Source organism: Rhodococcus sp. H-CA8f, assembly GCF_002501585.1.
GTDB classification, from domain to species: domain Bacteria; phylum Actinomycetota; class Actinomycetes; order Mycobacteriales; family Mycobacteriaceae; genus Rhodococcus_F; species Rhodococcus_F erythropolis.
Window position 1 is genome coordinate 3048645 of the sequence record NZ_CP023720.1, and the last position, 21233, is coordinate 3069877.

23 protein-coding genes and 1 riboswitch are annotated in these 21233 nt (G+C 63.8%); of the genes, 11 read left to right on the forward strand and 12 right to left on the reverse strand.

Annotation, left to right across the window (positions count from 1 at the left end; genetic code table 11):
• Positions 1-10 precede the first annotated feature (10 nt).
• The 9 genes from CPI83_RS14260 (at position 11) to CPI83_RS14300 (ending at position 7304) form a co-directional block, all read left to right on the forward strand.
• Positions 11-772: an SDR family NAD(P)-dependent oxidoreductase gene (locus CPI83_RS14260; RefSeq protein WP_097387356.1), complete on the forward strand. Its 762-nt coding sequence runs from the start codon at positions 11-13 to the stop codon at positions 770-772.
• On the forward strand, positions 769-2052 hold the full coding sequence (locus CPI83_RS14265) for a bifunctional cobalt-precorrin-7 (C(5))-methyltransferase/cobalt-precorrin-6B (C(15))-methyltransferase (RefSeq protein WP_029255393.1): 1284 nt from the start codon (positions 769-771) through the stop codon (positions 2050-2052). Before CPI83_RS14260 ends, CPI83_RS14265 begins: the two co-directional genes overlap by 4 nt.
• On the forward strand, positions 2049-2798 hold the full coding sequence (cobM, locus tag CPI83_RS14270; RefSeq protein ID WP_029255392.1) for a precorrin-4 C(11)-methyltransferase: 750 nt from the start codon (positions 2049-2051) through the stop codon (positions 2796-2798). Before CPI83_RS14265 ends, cobM begins: the two co-directional genes overlap by 4 nt.
• A gap of 23 nt (positions 2799-2821) precedes the next feature.
• On the forward strand, positions 2822-3568 hold the full coding sequence (locus CPI83_RS14275) for a cobalt-precorrin-6A reductase (protein WP_029255391.1): 747 nt from the start codon (positions 2822-2824) through the stop codon (positions 3566-3568).
• Positions 3569-3734: 166 nt separating this feature from the next.
• On the forward strand, positions 3735-4634 hold the full coding sequence (locus CPI83_RS14280; protein WP_225320034.1) for a HAMP domain-containing protein: 900 nt from the start codon (positions 3735-3737) through the stop codon (positions 4632-4634).
• A 159-nt stretch (positions 4635-4793) separates the two neighbouring features.
• Positions 4794-5435 carry a ScbR family autoregulator-binding transcription factor gene (locus CPI83_RS14285; protein WP_019748499.1) on the forward strand — a complete coding sequence of 214 codons (642 nt, stop codon included), beginning with the start codon at positions 4794-4796 and terminating at the stop codon, positions 5433-5435.
• A 10-nt stretch (positions 5436-5445) separates the two neighbouring features.
• Positions 5446-5805, forward strand: a complete 360-nt coding sequence (locus CPI83_RS14290) for a VOC family protein (protein WP_029255390.1) — start codon at positions 5446-5448, stop codon at positions 5803-5805.
• Positions 5805-6320, forward strand: a complete 516-nt coding sequence (locus CPI83_RS14295) for a DUF1990 domain-containing protein (RefSeq protein ID WP_029255389.1) — start codon at positions 5805-5807, stop codon at positions 6318-6320. Before CPI83_RS14290 ends, CPI83_RS14295 begins: the two co-directional genes overlap by 1 nt.
• A gap of 201 nt (positions 6321-6521) precedes the next feature.
• Positions 6522-7304, forward strand: a complete 783-nt coding sequence (locus tag CPI83_RS14300; protein WP_037119485.1) for an alpha/beta hydrolase — start codon at positions 6522-6524, stop codon at positions 7302-7304.
• A gap of 212 nt (positions 7305-7516) precedes the next feature.
• Here CPI83_RS14300 and CPI83_RS14305 read toward each other — a convergent pair whose 3' ends face one another.
• From CPI83_RS14305 to cobG, 11 genes are all read right to left on the reverse strand, one after another.
• Complete coding sequence (locus tag CPI83_RS14305; RefSeq protein WP_029255387.1) at positions 7517-8275, reverse strand: nucleotidyl transferase AbiEii/AbiGii toxin family protein; 759 nt, start codon at positions 8273-8275, stop codon at positions 7517-7519.
• Positions 8265-9296, reverse strand: coding sequence for a helix-turn-helix domain-containing protein (locus CPI83_RS14310; RefSeq protein ID WP_029255386.1), 1032 nt, complete (start codon positions 9294-9296; stop codon positions 8265-8267). The genes CPI83_RS14305 and CPI83_RS14310 overlap by 11 nt, the downstream gene beginning before the upstream one ends.
• A gap of 82 nt (positions 9297-9378) precedes the next feature.
• Entirely contained in the window at positions 9379-9948 is a 570-nt protein-coding gene (locus tag CPI83_RS14315; RefSeq protein ID WP_021333484.1) for a dihydrofolate reductase family protein, read from the reverse strand.
• Between the two features lie 77 nt (positions 9949-10025).
• Positions 10026-10265 carry a PLDc N-terminal domain-containing protein gene (locus tag CPI83_RS14320; RefSeq protein WP_046378573.1) on the reverse strand — a complete coding sequence of 80 codons (240 nt, stop codon included), beginning with the start codon at positions 10263-10265 and terminating at the stop codon, positions 10026-10028.
• A gap of 98 nt (positions 10266-10363) precedes the next feature.
• Entirely contained in the window at positions 10364-10696 is a 333-nt protein-coding gene (locus CPI83_RS14325; RefSeq protein ID WP_037119480.1) for a toxin-antitoxin system HicB family antitoxin, read from the reverse strand.
• On the reverse strand, positions 10693-10944 hold the full coding sequence (locus tag CPI83_RS14330; protein WP_051636474.1) for a hypothetical protein: 252 nt from the start codon (positions 10942-10944) through the stop codon (positions 10693-10695). Before CPI83_RS14330 ends, CPI83_RS14325 begins: the two co-directional genes overlap by 4 nt.
• Before the next feature lie 105 nt (positions 10945-11049).
• Positions 11050-11454, reverse strand: a complete 405-nt coding sequence (locus CPI83_RS14335) for a hypothetical protein (protein ID WP_060938579.1) — start codon at positions 11452-11454, stop codon at positions 11050-11052.
• Positions 11451-11810 (reverse strand): HNH endonuclease signature motif containing protein, encoded by a 360-nt coding sequence (locus CPI83_RS14340; RefSeq protein ID WP_078377497.1) that lies wholly within the window; start codon positions 11808-11810, stop codon positions 11451-11453. The genes CPI83_RS14335 and CPI83_RS14340 overlap by 4 nt, the downstream gene beginning before the upstream one ends.
• A 26-nt stretch (positions 11811-11836) precedes the next feature.
• Positions 11837-13324, reverse strand: coding sequence for a precorrin-3B C(17)-methyltransferase (cobJ, locus tag CPI83_RS14345; protein WP_097387357.1), 1488 nt, complete (start codon positions 13322-13324; stop codon positions 11837-11839).
• Positions 13321-13947: a precorrin-8X methylmutase gene (locus tag CPI83_RS14350; RefSeq protein WP_097387358.1), complete on the reverse strand. Its 627-nt coding sequence runs from the start codon at positions 13945-13947 to the stop codon at positions 13321-13323. The genes cobJ and CPI83_RS14350 overlap by 4 nt, the downstream gene beginning before the upstream one ends.
• Before the next feature lie 19 nt (positions 13948-13966).
• Positions 13967-15109 (reverse strand): precorrin-3B synthase, encoded by a 1143-nt coding sequence (gene cobG, locus CPI83_RS14355; protein ID WP_070797026.1) that lies wholly within the window; start codon positions 15107-15109, stop codon positions 13967-13969.
• Positions 15110-15183: 74 nt separating this feature from the next.
• Positions 15184-15269, forward strand: a riboswitch (cobalamin riboswitch).
• 63 nt (positions 15270-15332) lie between these two features.
• On the opposite strand from cobG, the gene cobN reads away from it, so the two are divergent.
• A complete protein-coding gene (cobN, locus tag CPI83_RS14360) occupies positions 15333-18953 on the forward strand; it encodes a cobaltochelatase subunit CobN (RefSeq protein WP_029538136.1) in 3621 nt (1206 codons plus the stop codon).
• A gap of 39 nt (positions 18954-18992) precedes the next feature.
• On the opposite strand, the gene CPI83_RS14365 is transcribed toward cobN, so the two are convergent.
• The gene (locus tag CPI83_RS14365; RefSeq protein WP_020907786.1) at positions 18993-20648 is read right to left on the reverse strand and encodes a GMC oxidoreductase; all 1656 of its coding nucleotides are present in this window, start codon (positions 20646-20648) and stop codon (positions 18993-18995) included.
• Positions 20649-20851: 203 nt separating this feature from the next.
• Between CPI83_RS14365 and CPI83_RS14370 the strand changes: the two genes are divergently transcribed.
• Complete coding sequence (locus CPI83_RS14370) at positions 20852-21232, forward strand: PPOX class F420-dependent oxidoreductase (protein ID WP_097387359.1); 381 nt, start codon at positions 20852-20854, stop codon at positions 21230-21232.
• Position 21233 lies beyond the last annotated feature (1 nt).

Consider the following 21233-nt stretch of genomic DNA (forward strand, 5'->3'; position numbering starts at 1 on the left):
CACTGGAGCGGTGACTGCGGGTGCGAACGTGAATGACATCGAGACGGTACTGCTCCTCGGCGGACGAAGTGAGATCGGCCTCGAGATCGCGGTCAGGCTCGCGCCGGGCCGCAACATCGTTCTGGCTGCCAGACGCAGCGGCGAGCTGTCGGAGCAGGAGCAGATGCTCAGGAACGCCGGAGTGGTCGGCGTCTCCACCGTCGAGTTCGACGCCGACGCCGTCGACACGCACGGAGACCTCCTGGACGCCGTAGTCGCCGAGCACGGTCGGATTTCGGTTGCAGTGCTGGCCTTCGGAATTCTCGGCGATCAGGCGCGTGCCGAAACCGACGCGGCGCATGCGGTCGCGGTGGTGCACACCGACTACGTGGCGCAGATCAGCATCCTCACGCACCTCGCGGAGATCATGCGCCGACAGGGAACCGGAAAGATCGTGGTGTTCTCGTCCGTCGCCGGCGTTCGGGTTCGCCGCGCCAACTACGTCTACGGGAGCGCAAAGGCCGGCTTGGAAGGTTTTGCCAGCGGTCTGGGCGACGCGCTGCACGGTTCGGGCGTGCAGTTGATGTTGGTACGGCCAGGGTTCGTCATCGGGAAGATGACCGAGGGAATGTCGCCTGCCCCGATGTCGAGCACTCCGTCGCAGGTCGCCGACGCCGTCGTACGGGGACTGAACTCCGGGGCGACTCGGGTGTGGGTTCCGCGAATTCTGCAGCCGGTGTTCTTCGTCATGCGGCTTCTGCCTCAGACGATCTGGCGCCGGATGCCGCGATGACCGCACACCCGGTGGTGATCGTCGGCATCGGCGCCGACGGCTGGGAAGGGCTGTCCGAGAGCGCGCAGGGTGCAATCCTCGGTGCGGAGGTCCTGATGGGGTCGCCGCGCCAGCTGGACTTGGTCCCGGCGGCACATCTCGGGGCACGGCGTGCGCCCACCCGGCTCACCTGGCCGTCTCCGATGATTCCGGCGTTGCCGTCGATGTTCGCAGAGAACGCGGACCGCAAAGTATGTGTGCTCGCCAGCGGTGACCCGATGTTCCACGGCCTCGGTGTCACGTTGGTCCGGCTGCTCGGCGCGGACAACGTGCGAGTGATCTCGCACCCGTCGTCGGTGGCGTTGGCGAGCGCGCGAATGGGATGGGCATCGGCCGAGGTCGACGTCGTGAGCCTGGTGAACCGAGACTCGGCGACCGTCTTGGCGGCAGTGGTCGATGGCGCACGCCTGTTGGTTCTGAGCAACGGGCGCTCGACACCGGGGGAGGTGGCTCGTCTGTTGTCCGCCGCGGGCTTCGGACGATCGACTCTGACTGTGCTGGCCCAGCTGGGCGGGGCCGAGGAATCGCGGACCGTCACGGTGGCAGACGAGTGGGACCACGCGGACGAGGACGTGGACGCGTTGAACGTTCTGGCCGTCGAGTGCATCTCGGTCGATCATCCGTTGCGGCTGACTCGAATCCCGGGTCTACCGGATGCTGCGTTTGTCGGCGACGGTCAGATGACCAAGCAGGAGATCCGCGCATTGACGTTGTGTGCACTCGCACCGGCGCCGGGAGAACACCTCTGGGACGTCGGCGGAGGGTCGGGAACCGTCGCCATCGAGTGGATGAGAACCCACCCGCGTTGCACTGCAACAGCATTCGAGAAGGTGGCGAGCCGGGTATCGCAGATCGGTGCCAATGCACTCAATCTCGGCGTGCCTGCGTTGGCAGTGAAAGGGACCGCGCCCGAGGCGTTTGCGGAAGAGGTTCGGCGTCCCGATGCGGTGTTCGTCGGCGGCGGCGTCACGCAACCGGGAATGCTCGAAGCGTGCTGGGAGCAGTTGAGCGTGGGCGGGCGTCTGGTTGCCAACGCCGTGACTGCCGAGTCCGAATCGTTGCTGCTCGGCTGGATGAGTCGCCATGGTGGGACGCTGCGACGCTTTCAGGTGCAGCGCGCCGAGCCTTTGGGCGCGTTCAACGTTTGGCGACCACAACTTCCGGTGGTCCAATGGTCCGTCACAAAAAGTCAGCCGTCTGCAGGCGCAGACACAGATACGCCGGAGGAATCCACACAATGACCGTTCATTTCATCGGTGCGGGTCCCGGTGCGGCAGATCTGATCACTGTCCGCGCGCAACGCATCATCGCTGCGAGCCCTGTGTGCTTGTACGCCGGCAGCCTTGTCCCGGCGGAGTTGCTCGAGTGGTGCCCGGTCGGAGCGCAGGTCGTGGACACCGCTCGCCTGAGCCTGGACGAGATCACTGCAATCCTTGTCGAAGCGGATTCCGCCGGGCTGGACGTCGCGCGTCTGCATTCCGGTGATCCGTCGATCTTCAGCGCGGTAGCCGAGCAGGCTCGTCGCCTGGACGCCGCGGGTGTCGATTTCGACATGATTCCCGGTGTTCCTGCATTTACCGCGGCCGCCGCCGCGCTGAGGCGTGAGTTGACCGTCCCAGGCGTCTCGCAGACCATTGTTCTCACCCGAGTCTCCACCTTGTCGACGGCAATGCCGGAGGGCGAGGATCTGCGGTCCCTGGGCCGCAGCGGCGCCACGATGGTGATTCACCTCGGCGCTCATCGCATCGAACAGATCGCATCCGAGTTGGCCGACAATTACGGCGAGGACTGCCCGGTGGCGGTCGTCGCCTTCGCCTCGCGGCCCGAGGAGATCGTTGTTCGAGGCACTTTGAAGACGATCGTCGAACTTGTTCATACAGCCGGCATCACGAAGACGGCCGTTGTGATCGTGGGCCGAGTGTTGACTGCTGAAGGATTCCCGGACAGCTATCTCTACTCGGCGGCGCGTGAGAGAAGCACACACTGACCCCGACGGGTACTCGTCGTCGCGTGCTCCTGCTCGGCGGCACGGGTGAAGGTCGAGTGATCGCTTCTCGGTTGGCCGGTTCAGCCGACCTCGAAGTTGTCACATCGCTGGCCGGCCGGGTTCGTGATCCTCGATGGCAGGAGGGGGAAGTGCGCATCGGTGGGTTCGGGGGAGCCGAAGGACTCTCGGAGTGGTTGTCGAACAACGATATTCGTGCAGTGCTGGACGCCACACATCCGTTTGCCGCTCGCATCACCAAAAATGCATTCGACGCGTGCCTCGCGAATTCCGTTCCGTACGCCATGTACCGACGCCCCCCGTGGCGCGAGCAACTCGGCGACACTTGGCTTCCCGTACGCAGTCTCGATCACGCCGCAGAATTGGTGCCGACGGTCGGCTCACGCGCTTTTCTGACGATCGGGAGGCAAGGAGTTTCGGCGTTCGACCGTGTGAAGGACGTCTCGTTTCTCGTGCGTTCCATCGATCCGCCTTCAGGGACATTGCCGCCTCACTCGCAATTGCTGCTCGCACGTGGCCCATTCGACGTCGAAGCGGAAGTCGATCTGATGAGAACTCACGGCATCGACGTCGTGATCACCAAGAACAGTGGCGGCGAGCAGACGTACGCAAAGATCGCCGCCGCCAGGCAATTGTCGATCCCGGTGATCGTCGTCGAACGACCACCGATCCCGGCGACCGCTCCGGCATTCGACACCGAAGCCGGGGCGGTGGACTGGCTCACGGCTTTCGGTAGTGGAACGGCGCTGTGAGGCCGACATCGCGTTCGCTTCAGGTTCGTCTAAGGTTCCGTGACCATACTGGAGGGATGTTGGGATCTTTCGACGCCGCACTGCGGGACCGCGCATGAGAGTGTCGGTTCCCGGAATGAGCCGTCGAAAACCATCGGGAATTCACGTGCGGACGCTCCATGCGCGCGTGAAATTGCTGACTGCAGGCCTGGTGGCGATCGCGGTGATCGTGTCGGCATCGGCGGTGTACATCGTGTTCAACGCGTATTTGCAAGGCAACGTCGATCGACAACTCGAGCGCACGAGTGACGCGATCACCGACACCGTCAATTTCGGCGGTGTCACACCGGTTCTGGGATTGACGGCCGGCGCGGATACAGCGGTCATCCAGGCGGTGGGGCTTCTCACTGCCGACGGCGCATTGGTGACGGCGACTCCCGGTCTGCCACCGTTCAGCACCAGCGCAGACGCCATCAGGTCGATCGCAGACGGCAATTCGTCGCAGACGATCGCAACCGTCGATGCGTATCGAATTCTTGTCGAGCCCTCGGTTGCGGGCCAAACTTTGGTTGTCGCGCAATCCTTGGGGCCGACACGTTCGGTCCTCAAGCGACTCGCAGTGGTGTTGGCGGCACTCGGGGCGGCCGGTATCGCACTCGCTTACGCGGCCGGAGATGCTGTGGCACGCACAGGATTACGGCCAATTGCGCGACTCACTGCGGCAACGCGGCGGGTTGCCGAAACGGATGATCTTGCGCCGATTCCGGTGACCGGCGACGACGAGTTGGCGTCGTTGACAGTCAGTTTCAATCGGATGCTCGGGACGTTGTCGGAATCGCGGGCGCGCCAGAGAAGTCTGATCACCGAAGCGGGCCAGGACCTTCTGGCTCCGTTGACTGCACTTCGCACCAATATCGAGTTGTTGATGTCTTTCGATACCAAGTCCGGCGCGATTTCCGAGGCAGATGCAACGCAGTTGCGTGAGGAAATCACGGACCAGATGATGGAGTTGACGCTCCTCGTCGGAGAGTTGGTGGACCGTGCGCGGGTTGACGAAAGCACGTTGGGGAGAGGAGATTCCCTCTAAATCGGACGTCTGACCAGCGCCTTTGTTGCATTCGTAATTGAAGCAATGGAAGGAGCGCTGGTAATGTGGGGCAATTGTGAAGTTTTTGGGTATAGCTGGAGTGTGGCGCGAACCGTGGGGTTTGCTGGGCGGGGGCCTTTGGAGGACGAGAGGGATTCAGTGGTCAAGCAAGCACGCGCCGAGCTGACTCGGCAGCAAATCGTTGCCGGCGCGGCCGCGCAGTTCGAGAAGACTGGTTACGGCAGCACCAGCATGGCCGACATAGTCTCGGGGGCCGGTACTACCAAGGGCGCGTTGTACTTCCATTTCGCGTCGAAGGACGAGCTCGCGCAATTCATCATTGCCGAACAGCATCGGCTCTCGATCGAATCGGTGCAGGCGATTTCCGCGACGGGCAAGGACCCGTTGGAACAGATGATCATGCTCACGCACGAAATGGCACGTCAGATTGTCGACGAGCCGATCGTTCGCGCGGGCATTCGCCTGACGCTGGAACTGAGCACGTACGAGGGGCCGGTGGAACCGTACGCCGAATGGATCTCGGCAATCACGGATCTCACCGCCAGAGCTCAGGCGGAAGGTGAAATCCGAAAATCGGTCAGCGCAGAATCGTTCGGCAGGTTCATGCCCTCGGCATTCACCGGGGTACAGCTGGTTTCGAATGTTCTCACCCGACGCTCGGACCTTCCGGATCGTGTCGACGAGATGTGGCAGATCCTGCTTCCGGGAATCGTCAGCGACGAACTTTCCGGTGACATCGAGCGCCTCGTCAAGTCGCGGTGGACTCCGGCGGCGGCGTAGCCTCCGGGACATGGCCGTCACGCGGATAGTTTCGGATCTGTCGAGTAGTTCGCTCGAGGCCGCGCAGCGCTTCTACACCGAAGTGCTGGGCCTCGAAGTTGTCATGGATCACGGGTGGATCGTGACGTTGGCTTCGCCGACGGATCCGTCCTTGCAGATCAGCATCATGACGCACGACGCTCATGCCCCCGTCGTGCCGGACGTCTCCGTCGAGGTGGACGATCTCGATGCGGCGTACGAGGCCGCAGTGCAACGCGGCGACACGATCGTCTATCCCGTCACCGAGGAGCCGTGGGGTGTGCGCAGGTTCTTCGCCACCGACCCCGACGGTCACGTGATCAACATCCTCAGCCACCGACGCGAGCAGTGATGGCGTCCGGCCCGAGCGGACTGACGTACCTCGAGGTGGGCGCGACGGCAGGCGTTCTCCCCGCTGGCTATCACCACGTTCACGAGATCGCGACGGTCGGATCCGGACGTGAAGATTTCGCGGTTGCAGCTCGTACCGTCCTGGAATGGGGAATGCACCGCGGAGCCGGTCTTACCGTCCGCTCGGCAGCCCCGACCGCGGTGGCAGGTCAGGATGCGACTTTCGGACTCGGTCCGGTGACTATTCCGGTTCGGATCGTCTATGTCGTCGACGACCCCAATCGCAAGGGCTTCGCGTACGGAACCCGCGCAGGCCACCCCGAATGCGGGGAGGAATTGTTCGCCGTCCAGTTCGACGAGACCAGCCAAGCGGTTCGTATCGAGATCGTCGCATTCTCCAAGCCTGGAACGTGGTGGGTGCGTCTCGGCGCTCCGATCGGACGTCGAGTTCAGGCGTTTGTGACGCGCCGCTACATCCGTGCCGTCCGCGAGAGCGTCGACCGATCGCGGGTATGACCGCGGTCGGGCGCGCTGGAAAAATGATTGGACGAGCTTCGGTTCGGATTGATAGCTTGTGCGAGACCGTGACAACACGCCAGGAGGTGAGACCCATGAACGCTGTAACCATGTGGGTGCTCCCACTCGTGTTCACGGATCGGCGATTGACGTAGGTGTCGCCGGGAGCGCCTCGAGTAGGCAATCCCGAAAGGTAACACCATGCAATCCAATTCTCAGACCATCGAATTCACTTCCGAGACGACGTTGAACGGGGTCGTCGAACGCCATTTCATTCTGGATGACATCACCGGTGTGCTCTGGTCACCCGCGTCCGGATCTGTCGAATCACCCCTTCTGCTGTCCGGGCACTCCGGCGGCATGCACAAGAAGGCACCCGGACTGATTGCCAGCGCACTCCACAGTGTGAGCTCCCACGGGTTCACAGTCGCCGCGATCGACGCGCCCGGACACGGCGACCGGCCGCGGAGCACACAGGACGAACAGTGGGGCGAGGCAATCCGCCAGGCTAGGGCGGCCCACGAGCCGATCGCCCCGATCGTCGTCGAGTACAACCGATCGTTGGCGGAGCGTGCAGTGCCGGAATGGCAGGCGACCATCGACGCTCTGCAAACGCTGCCCGACGTCAACGCCGACGCTCCGATCGGCTTCGGCGGCGTGTCGCTAGGGGTCGTGACCGGGCTCATGTTGGCCCCGGTCGAATCCAGGATCGCTGCCGTGAGCTTCGGGGGAGTTTTTGTGGACAGCTCCCTCCTCGAGGCAGCGCGAAAGCTCACGGTCCCGGTCGAGTACCGGATCCCTTGGGACGACAAGGATTACGACCGCACGTCAGGGGTGGCGTTGTTCGATGCCTTCGGCTCGAAGGAGAAGACGCTGCACGCCTACTCGGGCAGGCACTATCCGGTGCCCGACTACGAGCGCGACAGTTCGGCTCGGTTCTTCGCCCGCCACCTCGGCGGGAGCGTTGGCGTTTCCGCGAGCTGACGTGAACACGTATCGGCGTCCGGCGGTGTCGGACGCCGATACGAAGTCGAACAGTATGGCGTGACCGCCCGGACTCCGCGACGCGCTCAGAACGGGGAGGACACAGGCCCAGTCGGTGAGCAGATCGTCGAACACGTCGACACCGTACTTACGGGAGTTTTTCACTAATGTCACCCGGGCCGGTTCCCGCGTCCGACATAGCCCGTTTGTGGTCAGCGTTGATGATCTGTTGCGTCAGTTAGCAATTCGGCGACCAGATCGAAGTCGTCGGCGGCGATATCTCGGTCGCCCGCTGCTCGGATCCGCTGGAGAGATTGCTCTCGTCTCTCCTTGAACCACAGATTGACGTGAAGGGCGATGTCGCGGGCAACGGCAATATCGACGGAGCTGATTTGCGCCATCGCCGCGGGGCGGGTGGCTGCGTCGAGCGCGAGGTGCACGATGTCGAGAAGGTCAGTGCCTTGTTTGTCTCCGGAACGATTCATCACCGCCTGAAGTTTCATCGCGATAAGTGGGCCCGGCTCGGCAACTGGGGTGGTGACCTCGACAAGATTGCCGTGGGCCCGGATCACCGCGATGGTCATGTCGCTGGCGGTGTCGTTGGCCCACGCGTGCGCTGAAGCGTGGAGACGATCGCCAGGATCGTCGCTGGGGTGGTCGATCTCGATCTGACGGACTTCGAGCACGTCGACCTTCACTGATCCGTACGGCGTGGGCAGTAAGACGGCTGCCGGCTCGACAGGCTCAGCGCCGTTGGCAGAACGCAGGACTTCGAGTTGGGGGATATCGCCGAGAAGTCGATCCACAAGATCGAGGTCGACCGTGGCTCGGTGGGGATTCGACAACCGCGACAATACAGCGAGTCCGCCTACGATGACAGGCGGCCCCCCGAGCAGTGACCGGACCTCGATAATACCCTGAACTACGGCGGCCATCGCATCACCGGCAAAGGTAACTCGGCTACCAGACACGGGTCCACCGGACGTCGGGTGTCCATGCGTCCAAGATCTCCCGGCCGCGTCCGGCGTCTTGGGCGAGATCGAGTGCGACGAACAACGGATGTGTCAGTGGCCATTCGAGCGCATTGGAGTCGAAATTGACGCGGTGATTCACGGCTGCGGGTACAGGCGCGACCCGCAACGTGGCCTTCGCCTGCATCGCAGAGGCTGAAGTTCCCAGCAGGGTAGTAGCGCGCCGGAGGGTCGGAGGGTCGGGGACAAAGAAGTCGAGGGTTTGGTCTGAGCGGAATGCCAAGGGCGCACCGTACATAGCGGCCGCCGCAGAGTCGGTCAAAGCCCAACCCGGTTCCTTCTCGATTGTGTCGAGATTGAGCCGCAGTGGTCGCATCAAAGTTGCATCGTCCCGAGACGGGAGCGCAGCTAAGTGAACGCGGGGTTTCGGCCAGCGCTCGGCGACCTGCCAGAACAGGTCGGTGCTCGTCGGCATATTCCTCGCATCGACGAAACCGTCGCGGCGGAGGGCAGCCAGTATCTCCGAGACCGTGCTGGGGGAACGACCCAACTCCCGCGCGAGCTCACGCACCGCGAAAGTTCGCTCGGGATGCATGAGCACTGAAACTGCGACCTCGAGGCCGGCCTTGCCGCCGAGTGCTTCCGACCGTTCAAGGCGTTTCTGGAGCGTCTTTACTTCGGCGTCTATGACCATGCTGCCTGTACGTATGGCAAGTCGTCCGCGGAGATCGAGGTAGCCGCAGCGTCGCTGGACGAGGATCGCGCGCGCGGTTTCGGTGAGGCGGTCCGATACGACAAACAATGTCGTGTCCGTGGACTGGTTTTCGGTGAGTAGTCGTTCGGCAACCTGGTCGGTGACCAGAGAGCGGTACTTCATCTGGATTGGGACGGCAAGACCGTCTGGGTCCAGCACAAGGTCGATGCCGGTGCCGGGTTCGCGGATTGGTGGTTGGGCGTCGATGCCTAATTCTGCGAAGGCGTCGATCACGAAAGCCTCAACGGCGGAAGCCTGGTTGTTCACGCGTGTATCGTTTCAGCATGTTCGGTGTTCGGTCAATACCGAACACCGAACATGGTTGATTGCAGCTCTTCGCGCATTCACGTCATGTCGGTACTTGAGCGGGCCGATATCGCACGGCGACTGCACCCGACTGGAACTCGTGGCGGTCTACGAGCTCGAGTTGGATGCGCTCGCGCAGGCCCGCGAGCAACGTCGGTCCGTGTCCGGCGAGGACCGGTTGAACAAGGAACTCGTACTCGTCGATCAGTCCCAGGTCTGCCAATGCCAGGGGGAGTGTCACTCCGCCAACCCACAGGCCTTCGCCGGGCTGCTCCTTGAGTCGCTGAACTGCTGGCCCCAAGTCGCCCGGCACCAGCTCGGCATTCCAATCGACCCCGCTCAGCGTGCTCGACACGACGTACTTCTTCGCCTCGTCGATGGTCTCGGCGAACGGGATCTCCCACTCGTCCATCCAGTCAGGCCATGTGCCCGTTGCGGGCCGCCGCCACGCCGACTCCATCATCTCGTAGGTCGCCCGGCCGAATACAAGGGCGTCGGCTCGTTCCATCTGGGCGGTCCAGTAGCGCATCGACTCCTCGTCGGGTGGGAGCCCCGCCTCGTGATGGCAGCAGCCGTCGAGGGTGACGTTGATCGAGTATCGAAGTGGTCTCATCTCGTTGTTCTCCCCTGATATGCGCAGAGTGACAGCACCGGACCGTACTCAGACTACTGCCGGGCCGTCGGTGTAGATCAGGTTCGGGACCTGGAGTCACGCGGGGGTCGTCCGAACAGCAACCAGACGAGCGCACCGAGTACAGGCACCGCGATCACCAGTGCCGACCACCAGAATTTGCCGCCCGAGCGGTCGAAGTCGGTGCGCACGATCGCCACGAGCACGCTAATCGTGATGAAGATCCAGGCAAGAACGAAGACGGTGAAGGTGATGTCCACCCAAAGCGGAATGGTGGGGTTGTGGATCGATTCGTTCACGCTTACAAATCCCTTTCAACCGCTGTGACTTGATTGGAACAACACGCTCCAGCGCTCGGGCTTACTGCGAGATCGACGTTCCCTCGGTGCCCCGTTGATTACGCGGACGCGAGACGTTCGGAGACCAACGCGTTGAGGGAAACCCCTTCCTCGGCGGCTGCTCTTGCCAGCTTGCGGTGCAAAGTCGGGGTGATCCGGACCTGGAACTTGCCCGAATATCCGCGCTCGCTCAGCGGTTCGGGGATCCGCTCACCTGTCTCTGCCATGTCCGCGAGCGTCTCGGCCACCGCTGTACGGATGCCGTCGAGGGCGGCTGCTTGAGTATCCGCGAGCCACGACAGGCCAGGGAACTCCGTGCAGGTTCCCAGGAACTCTCCGTCGGGTTCGTACCACTCGACTCGGTATGTGTAGTGCTCCACTGCGGGGATCACGGCGAGTCTCCTTCCATGCGTTCGATTGCTGCCAGAACTTGCCCTACCTGGTACTGCTTGGCCTTACCGCCCGAACCCTTTTGAATGTTGATGCGTGGTCCCGGCCACGGCGTCTGGAACTTGGCGTGAGACCCGGCGTTCTGCCTGGCCTGACCGAAGACATCGATGCAGAGTGCGAACAGTTCGTCGTAGGTGACGTTCTGCGGCGCGGTCCGCATTTGCGCGAGCAGCTTGTCTCTCTTCCCCATGCAATATTGATACTGCATCTAGTATCACCGTGGGTCAGCGGAGTGCGCAAGGTGTAAGTGCCCACACCGTGCAATTCTCTCTCCCGAGGCGGAGTCGGGAGCTGTTCACGCTTCCAGACCACTTTCTACGACTGTGCCTTGATGAAACAACACGCTCCATCGATTCTCGGCGAACCGCCAGATGGATGATCGCTCGGTGACACGATGCGCCTGCGCCAGCCGGTACGTCACCAGATACGTGTCAGGCGCGATCCTGCTCAGTGCTGGCCGGTCAACCCTCCACCCGAGTTCGGCGGCGTCGTTCACCTCGCCGCGGAGTCGCCGGCTCGCGACTACCGACTGCGCGTAGTCGCGGGTGTATCGAGCGCCGGAGGCTCCGATCTCCCGGAACTCCGGGTCGACGACCGCATCGAACTCGTCTCGTGACATCGCTACTCGAGTTCGGTGAAACAGAGGTTCGAACTCCATCAACTCGTCGAGGATCGGGCGAAACTCGTGCGGGGTCGTCACGACTGCTCCGAGAACTGCGCCCTCATCTCGATACCTATCTCCGCGTGACGCAGGAGGAAGGCCTTCTCGTCATACCCCTTGCGTCGCAACCAGAGAGTGACCTCGCTGTTGCATTTGCTTGCATTGCACGAGCGACACGCCGGTGCGATGTTGTCGAGCGTGTAGCGCCCACCGCGGGAGATCGCCAGCACACAGTCACGCTGCGGCGACTCGTCCGGCTCGCCGCAGTACGCGCAGCCACCCCAGGCCGCTTTGAGCGCGGACCACTGCTCGACGGACAGGTCGTGCTCCACCAGATCCATTCGGCGTTTGCGTTTGCGCGCGTATCTGGCTTTCCGGGTCCGGTTGACGGGCATGACGCCATGCTATCGCCGAGTGGTGGTTACTCCGGGTAGCGCCGCGGGGTGAACACTTGACGGCCCGAACCGGTTTCGACGACCGTGGTCATCGACGATCCAACGATCAGCAGAGTCCGCATGTCGATTTCGGAAGGCTCGAGCTCGCCGAGGGTTACGACGCGAACTGATTCCTCGGCGCCGGCAACATCGCGCCCGATGACAACAGGAGTCTCGGGGGAGCGGTGCTCGAGCACGAGGTCCTTCATGGCTTGGACCTGCCACGTCCGGGACTTCGACGCCGGGTTGTAGACCGCAAATGCCATGTCTGCGGCTGCAACTGCCGAGATACGGCGAGCGACGACATCCCACGGCTTGAGGCGATCGGAGAGGGAGAGCACCGCATAGTCGTGCCCGAGGGGAGCGCCGACGCGACTGGCGACAGCGTTTGCCGCCGTCATGCCGGGAAGGATGCGCACCGGGACGCCGCGCCACTGGTCTTCGGCGGCAACTTCGAGAACTGCTGCAGCCATGGCGAATACGCCGGGATCTCCCGACGAGACGACAGCTACACGGGCGCCGTTCTTCGCCAGGTCCAACGCCATCGCGGCGCGTTCCGCTTCGACGCGGTTGTCGCTGGAATGGCGCCGCTGGCCCGGACGCGTCGGCACGCGATCGACGTAAGGGCCGTAGCCGACGAGGTCGGTTGCCAACGAAAGCTCATGCGCCACTTCGGGTGTGGTCCAGGCGGTGTCGCCCGGTCCGAGTCCGACCACGACCACCTCGCCGCGGGATTCGGTTGCAGGTCGAGGGTTGTTCGACGGGCTCGGAACGATGGCGATCGAGAAGTACGGAACTCCGTCCGGGTCGACCTCGGCAGCGGATTCGACGCGTTGACGTGTGGTGCTCGCGCGCTCGACGTAGTGCGTTTCATCCAAGCGGCCGGAATCCTCGAGCGATTGCAGGACAGGCGGGAACGTGCGTCCGAGCTTGAGGATGGCAGCGGCGTCGGTTTCCTTGAGCCGCCTGGTCAGCTCGGCCTGCGGCAATGTTCCGGGCAGGATCGTCAGGATTTCTTCACCCTCGACCAGCGGCTTTCCGAGTGCAGCAGATGCCGCGCTGACCGAGGTCACACCGGGAATCACCTCGGCGTCGAAGCGATCGGCCAGCCTCTTGTGCATGTGCATGTAGGAGCTGTAGAAGAGCGGATCGCCGGCGGCGAGCAACGCGACGGTTCGACCGGCCGCGAGGTGAACTGCCAACCGTTCGGCAGCCGCTTCGTAGAATTCGTCCATCGCGCCCTGGTATCCGCCGGGATGATCAACGGTCTCGGTGGTCACGGGGTAGACGAGGTGTTCTTCGATCTGTCCTTCGCGCATGTACGGCGCTGCAACTCCGCGGGAGATGCTCTTGCCGTGCCTCGCGGAGTGGAACGCAACCACATCGGCCTCGCCGATGACGCGAGCGGCTTTGACGGTCACCAATTCGGGATCGCCGGGGCCGATACCGACACCCCAGAGCTTGCCTGCACTCATTCGACCTCGCTCGCAATCGCATTGACGACGGCCGCGGTGATCGCGCTACCGCCGCGTCGGCCGCGGAGAACGAGATGATCGATCCCGCTGGCGTGTTCGATGAGGGCTTCCTTCGACTCGGCAGCGCCGATGAAGCCGACCGGACCTCCGACGATGGCGGCCGGACGGGGTGCGCCGGCTTCGATGAGGTTCAGGAGATGGAACAGTGCGGTGGGTGCGTTTCCGATCGCGACAACAGCGCCCTCGAGCTTGGCTCCCCACAGTTCGAGAGCAGCCGCCGAGCGAGTGTTGTCGATGGTCGACGCCAGCACGGGAACCCGCGGATCGCCGAGGGTGCAGATGACGTCGTTACCGGCGGGCAGACGCTTGCGCGTGATGCCGGCAGCCACCATCTGAGCGTCGCAGAAAATCGGCGCGCCGTCGCACAGAGCTGCGCGCGCAGCCGAGACGACACCGGGTGTGAAGGCGACGTCGTCGACGAGATCGACCTGGCCACTTGCATGAATCATGCGCACTACAGCTTGCGAGACATCCGCCGGGAAACGGCTCAGGTCGGCTTCGGCCCGAATGGTGGCAAAGGACTGGCGATAGATTTCCGCGCCGTCACGGATGTACTCGATCATGTGCCACACGATAGAGGCATCACCGATCGGCCGGATTCACCCGGTAACCGTCACCCGTCGCAATCACATCCGCTACGTCCCCGCGGGGACGTCCGCAGCTGCGGTCGCACCCGGCCCAGTGCTGGCGCCCGACGACAGGCAGTTCTGCCTGCTCGACGGCGGTGATGGCGTCGGTGCGCACATCGGCGAGCGACTTCTCGCATCCCGGGCTTCCGGTGCAGGCGGTGACGTCGAGCCACGGTGAGTTCTCGTCGAAGATCAACCCCATCGGCGCCAACACCCGGACTACCTGCTCGGCAGCCCATTCGTCGAGGTCGAAGATGTGCACCGATCGCCACGGCGTCACGACAACGGGCTTGTCGACGGCGGCCAGGAACTCGGCCAGCCGAGCGTCGAGCAGCCCGAATCGCAAGCCTCCGCCCAGGGCTACGGTCCCGTCGCGCTGCTCGAGCCAGCCGATGGTGGGTCGTGCATCCGGCGTGAGGTCCGCCGCACCGGTGGACTCGGCGCTCAGACCCAGCTGCTCGAGGGTGCGTTCGATTCCGTCCGGAACCTCGGCCAGGCGCCAGTGCTTGTCGCGGACGTCGAGGAATGATCGAGCCGCCTCGAGGAGCAATTCGACGGCGTCGTCCGCCTGGACGAGATGAGTGGTGTGGTGACCGGCGAGCACCAGTGAATGCTCGGTGGCGCTGCGCGCATGGAGTCCGAAATCGCCCCGTAGCCCGGTGATGTCTCCGCGCCCGTCGTCGAGGGTGAACAGGGTTCGCCCTGGCAGATCCGCCAATGCGTGATCCGCTTGGATCGCCGAATCGAGACGGTGGACCAGTTCACGAATGTCGGCTACGCCTCCGATACGGCCGGACAGTGGGGACGCGAGGATGTTGCGCACTCGCTCGTGCGTCGCTGACGGCAGCAGACCGGCCGACGCGATTCGCGCTGCGAAGGCTTCGGGGTCCGAGACCGAGCGCAGTTGGACATTGCCCCTCGAGGTGAGTTCCATCTGCCCGTTGCCGAGATCGCGCGCTGCGTCGGCGAGCGTCTGCAATTGGACCGGGGTGAGGAGTCCGCCGGGTAGGCGCACGCGTGCCAGTGCGCCGTCGGCGGCGTGGTGAACTTGCAGTGCACCCGGGCACGCGTCTGGCTGTGAACGGTCCGTGGGCATGGCTCCAGGGTACGACCTGTCATGAGTGCCTTCTGCGGACCGGTAGCATCACCACCACCAGTGACGGCAGTTGAGGAAACCGGTGAAAGTCCGGTGCGGTCGCGCCACTGTGAGTGTTGCTCGAGCGGGACGTGTTTCCGCTCGGAAACACAAGTCAGACCCTCAACCGCCGTCGATGACAGATCTGTGCCACGGGGCGCGAAACCCCAGGAAGGCTTCACCCGTGATTCTTCTGCTCTCCACGTCCGACACCGATCTGCTGAGCGCCCGCGCCAGCCAGGAAGCCGGCGACGGCGTCTCCTATCGCTGGGCCAACCCCTCACGCTTGCTGGTCTCGGAGGACTTGCCGCCCTTGCTCGACGGCGTCGACCTCGTGATCGTTCGTATCCTCGGCAGCCGTCGCAGCTGGGAAGACGGCTTGGAGATGGTCCTCGCCTCCGGACTCCCCGTAGTCGTTCTCGGCGGCGAGCACGCGCCGGATGCCGACCTCATGGAGTGCTCGACGGTCTCCGCCGGTGTTGCTGCCGAGGCGCACAACTACCTGGCTGAGGGTGGCACGCAGAATCTGGCACAGCTGCACCACTTCCTCTCCGACACCGTCCTGCTCACCGGCCACGGTTTCGAGCCGCCGGCTCACCTGCCTTCCTGGGGCATCGCTGATTTCGCGCCCGATCTCGACTCGGCGAGCGGTCCGGTCATCGCAGTTCTGTACTACCGCGCCCAGCATTTGGCCGGAAACACCCGGTACATCCAGGCGTTGTGCGACGCGGTCGCCGAGGCCGGTGGCACCGCGCTGCCGATCTACTGCGCATCTCTGCGAACCGCAGAAGCCGAACTTCTGAGTACGCTCCGCCGCGCCGACGCCATGGTCGTGACAGTTCTTGCTGCCGGCGGCACCAAGCCCGCCACCGCGTCCGCCGGTGGCGACGACGAAGCCTGGGATGTCGCCGCACTCGCTGCACTCGACGTCCCGATCCTGCAGGGGCTGTGCCTGACCAGTAGCCGCGCCACCTGGGACGAGAACGACGACGGACTGTCGCCTCTCGACGTCGCGACGCAGGTGGCGGTGCCGGAGTTCGACGGTCGCATCATCACCGTCCCGTTCTCCTTCAAGGAAATCGACTCCGACGGGCTGTCCACGTACGTCCCCGATGTCGAGCGCGCTGCCCGTGTCGCCGGCATCGCAGTCCGTCACGGCAAGCTTCGTCACATTCCGACCACCCAGCGTCGCGTTGCTCTGATGCTCTCGGCGTACCCGACCAAGCACGCCCGTATCGGCAATGCCGTCGGCCTCGACACTCCGGCGAGCGCAATCGATCTGCTCACCGAAATGCGTTCTGCCGGTTATGACCTCGGTCCGGTCGACGGTCCTGACGCAGTTCCCGGTCTGGCAGCCAAGGACGGCGATGCGCTGATCCACGCCCTGATCGCGGCCGGCGGACAGGATCCCGACTGGCTCACTGCCGAGCAGCTCGAGGGCAATCCGATCCGCATCTCGGCAGCGAAGTACCGCGACTGGTTCGCCACTCTGCCCGAAGAGTTGCGCAGCGGAGTCGAGGAACACTGGGGCACAGCGCCCGGCGAGTTGTACGTCGATCGCTCGCAGGATCCGGACGGCGAAATCGTCATCGCGGCACTGCGATTCAACAACATCGTCCTCATGGTTCAGCCGCCGCGGGGATTCGGTGAAAAGCCTGTCGCGATCTACCACGACCCGGATCTGCCGCCGAGCCACCACTACCTCGCGGCCTACCGCTGGATCGCTGCCACCCCGGACAACGGCGGATTCGGCGCCGACGCCGTTGTGCACCTCGGCAAGCACGGCAACCTCGAATGGTTGCCGGGCAAGACACTCGGCATGTCCAGCAACTGCGGCACCGACGCAGCGCTCGGCGACCTGCCGCTGATCTACCCGTTCCTGGTCAACGACCCGGGCGAAGGAACACAGGCCAAGCGTCGTGCTCACGCGACGCTCGTCGATCACCTGATCCCGCCGATGGCCCGTGCCGAAAGCTACGGCGACATCTCCCGCCTCGAGCAACTGCTCGACGAGCACTCCAACATTTCCGCACTCGATCCGTCCAAGCTCCCGGCTATTCGCCAGCAGATCTGGACACTGATGCGTGCCGCCAAGATGGACCACGACCTCGGCCTCGCCGAGCGGCCTGAAGAAGACGTGTTCGACGACATGCTCCTGCACGTCGACGGTTGGCTGTGCGAGATCAAGGACGTCCAGATCCGCGACGGTCTGCACATTCTCGGCCGTGCACCCCAGGGCGACGCCGAAATCGAACTGGTCCTCGCCATGCTGCGTGCCCGTCAGATGTGGGGCGGCGAACAGAGCGTCCCCGGTTTGCGTGAAGCACTCGGGCTCAGCGAAGACGGCGACGAGTCGCGCAGCCGTGTCGACGACGTCGAGGAAAAGGCGCACGCACTGGTTCGCGGCATGTACGACGCCGATTGGAACCCCGCTGCGGCAGAACAACTCAGCGACGACGAGACCGTCGTGAAGATCCTGCAGTTCGCGGCCACCGAAGTGGTTCCGCGTCTGCGGCAGACGGACAACGAGATCAAGCAGGTCCTGCACGCGCTCGACGGCGGATTCATCGCCGCGGGTCCGAGCGGTTCGCCGCTGCGCGGCCTGATCAACGTTCTTCCCACTGGTCGTAACTTCTACTCCGTCGACCCCAAGGCAGTTCCTTCACGTCTGGCGTGGGAGACCGGTCAGGCGATGGCCGAGTCGCTCGCCGCTCGCTATCTCGCCGATCACGGCGAATACCCGCGCTCGGTGGGTCTGTCGGTGTGGGGAACCGCCGCCATGCGTACCTCCGGCGACGACATCGCCGAAGTGTTCGCGCTCCTCGGTGTTCGCCCCGTCTGGGACGAAGCAAGCCGACGCGTCGTCAACCTCGAAGTCATCGATCTCGAAGAACTCGGCCGCCCGCGCATCGACGTCACCGTCCGCATCTCCGGATTCTTCCGTGATGCGTTCCCGCACGTGCTCGCACTGCTCGACGACGCCGTTCAGCTGGTCGCGGCACTGGACGAGACGGACGAGCAGAACTACGTGCGCGCCCACGCACAGGCCGACCTTGCCGAGCACGGCGACGCCAGGCGTGCGACCACCCGTATCTTCGGTTCGAAGCCCGGAACCTACGGCGCCGGACTGCTGCAACTCATCGACTCCAAGACCTGGCGCGGTGACGACGACCTCGCCGAGGTGTACACCAACTGGGGCGGCTTCGCGTACGGCCGTGGGCTCGACGGAATCCCGGCAGCCGACGACATGCGCAGTGCTTACCGTCGAATCAACGTGGCGGCCAAGAACACCGACACACGTGAGCACGACATCGCCGATTCGGACGACTACTTCCAGTACCACGGCGGCATGGTTGCCACCGTCCGCGCGCTGACCGGAAAGTCGCCCGAGGCATACATCGGCGACAGCACTAGGCCGGAATCGGTTCGCACACGCACACTTTCGGAAGAGACCGCACGTGTCTTCCGGGCGCGCGTGGTCAATCCCCGCTGGCTCGACGCGATGCGCCGTCATGGGTACAAGGGTGCCTTCGAGATGGCAGCCACGGTCGACTACCTCTTCGGGTACGACGCCACCACCAACGTGGTCGCGGACTGGATGTACGAAAAGCTCGCCGAGACCTACGTTCTGGACGAGCAGAACCAGAAGTTCATGACGCAATCCAATCCGTGGGCACTACACGGAATCGCCGAGCGGCTCCTCGAAGCCGCCGAGCGCAACATGTGGGAGCACCCCGAGCAGAAGACACTCGACGGCTTGCGTCAGGTGTACCTCGAAACCGAAGGCGAACTCGAGGGGGAGTAAACCTCGAGAATCATCAGCAGGTCCGGGCGCTGAAGTGTTTCAGCGTCCGGACTTGATGATCTGAGCGATGTTCCGCTCCGCCAGAGCAGTGATGGTCAGTGACGGATTGACGGTGCCGGTGCTGCCCGGAATGGCAGCGCCGTCCATCACGTACAGGCCGTCGTAGCCCTTGACTCGCCCGTAGCCGTCGGTTGCCTTGCCGAGAACCGCACCGCCGAGGGGATGCGCGGTGAACGAGGAATTGACGTCTTTCGCGAACGGCAAGGCGGACGGCAGCGTGGTGCCGGCGAAGGCCATCTTGTTCTGGACGGCGCGCAGGGCCTCGACGGTGGCGTCGTTGCCGTTCTTCGGCCAGTTCAGCACCACCCGATCGTTGCCCCCGTCGTAGGCGAAGTCGGCGCGCTGCGAATCGAGGGTCATACCCAAGGTTCCGAGCATGCCGATGTTGACGGGTAGGCCGGGGACGTACCAGTTTTCCAGGGAGAGTGGCATTCCCGACTCGTCGACGATCCGTGATGCCGACGGTGCGGCTTGCGCAGTGCCGTCACTGAAGCCGAACGAGCGCACCATCCCGGCGTCGCCGTTCGTTCCCCAGCCCTTACCGACGTGTTCGTTGAGGTTCGGCAGCGCGCCCGTCGCCTGGGCGCGTACCAGCAGTTCGGAGGTGCCGATCGAGCCGGCGCCGAGGAACAGACGGTCACAGGTAAGAGTCTTCCGGGCCAGAACGCCACCCGTCGGATCCGTCGATTCGACGTCGACGACGTAGCGTCCATCACGTTCGCGACTGATCGCGAGCACCTGATGTCCGTAACAGACGGTGGCTCGTCCGGTGGCTTCGGCGGCGGGAATGTAGTTCTGTGTGAGGTCGAACTTCGCGCCGTTGGAGTTACCCATGTTGCTGTCACCGACAGTGGCCGAGGCTCGGGTTCGGCCGTCGAGTTCTGAGCGCACCACGTCCCAGTTCCAGATCCCGTCGATCCGCTGCGGATCGAATCCGGCACGACGAGCGTCCTGATCCCAACGACGCGAGTGACCGAAATTCGGGGTTTGGTAAATGTCTTCGGGCAACGGGCTCAGACGCAGCATCTGGCGCACCTTGGGGTACCAGGTGGACGCCATCTCGTCGTAGTCGAGGGAGTTGCCGAAGACTGCGTCGAAGAATCGGCGCTCGGGCGCGATCATCACGCCGGTGAAGATGATGGAACCACCGCCGACTGCAGCGCCGCGCCAGACCGAGATGTGTTCGTAGTCGGTGGCATCGAGGACGCCGCTGAAGTAGTCGCACACCACCGGGAGTCCGGTGAGGTTGGTGAACGATGTGCGCCGGAAAACTCCGCGGCCGTCGGCCAGCATGTCGGAGGTGTGAATCTCCCGCTGCGGATCATGCGGCCATCGGAGTCCGCGTTCGAGGATGGTGACCTGGGTGCCGCTCTGCGCCAACCGGAGAGCGGTCGCGCTGGCGCCGAAACCTGACCCGATGACGATGGCTTCGGAATGTTCCGGGGGAGTGGGCGAGGGTACGAACAACTCGGGGACGAGTGCGCGGTAGTGATCGGCACCCATCGGTAGCGCACGCAGAGGCGCGGGGGCGGCGTGGCTGATCGAGGTCGACATGAGCGGTGTCGCGGCTGCAACTGCTGCCCCCACTCCGGCCGCTTTGAAAAAGTCACGACGCTGCATGTCACGACGCTGCATGTGTTTGTTCGACTCCCCAGTTCGATGATTTGCCTCAGAATAACTCGAGATGGAGTTTGCGGACGAAACGGCATGTTGAATGCGCGCAGAAACCGGATAAAACGTGCATAAGTGGCGTGTGTCAGCCGATTGCGGAAGGTCGCCGGATGGTCGCGGAAGCTCATCGGTGTCCAGTGAGAGGTTCCCGCCCCTATCCTCGAGGAGTGAACTCCGACTTCAAGCGTGTCTCCGAGGCCAAGTACGTCCTACTCACGACCTTCCGCAAGGATGGAACTCCGGTGGCGACTCCACTCTGGGCCGCGCCGGACGGCGACAAGATCTTGATGTGGACCGTCACCGATTCCTACAAGGTCAAGCGCATCAGGCGAAACCCGTCGGTCACAGTCGCCGCGTGTGACGCGCGGGGAAATCCGAAGGGTGAACCGGTTGCCGCCGTCGCCGAGATCCTCGACGCGCCGGGCACCGATCATGCTCGCGACGCGATCGCGCGTCGCTACGGAATCCTTGGCTGGATCACCATGAAAGGCAGTCTCCTGCGCCGCGGCAAGAACGGAACGATCGGACTTGCCATCACTGCAGCTTGAC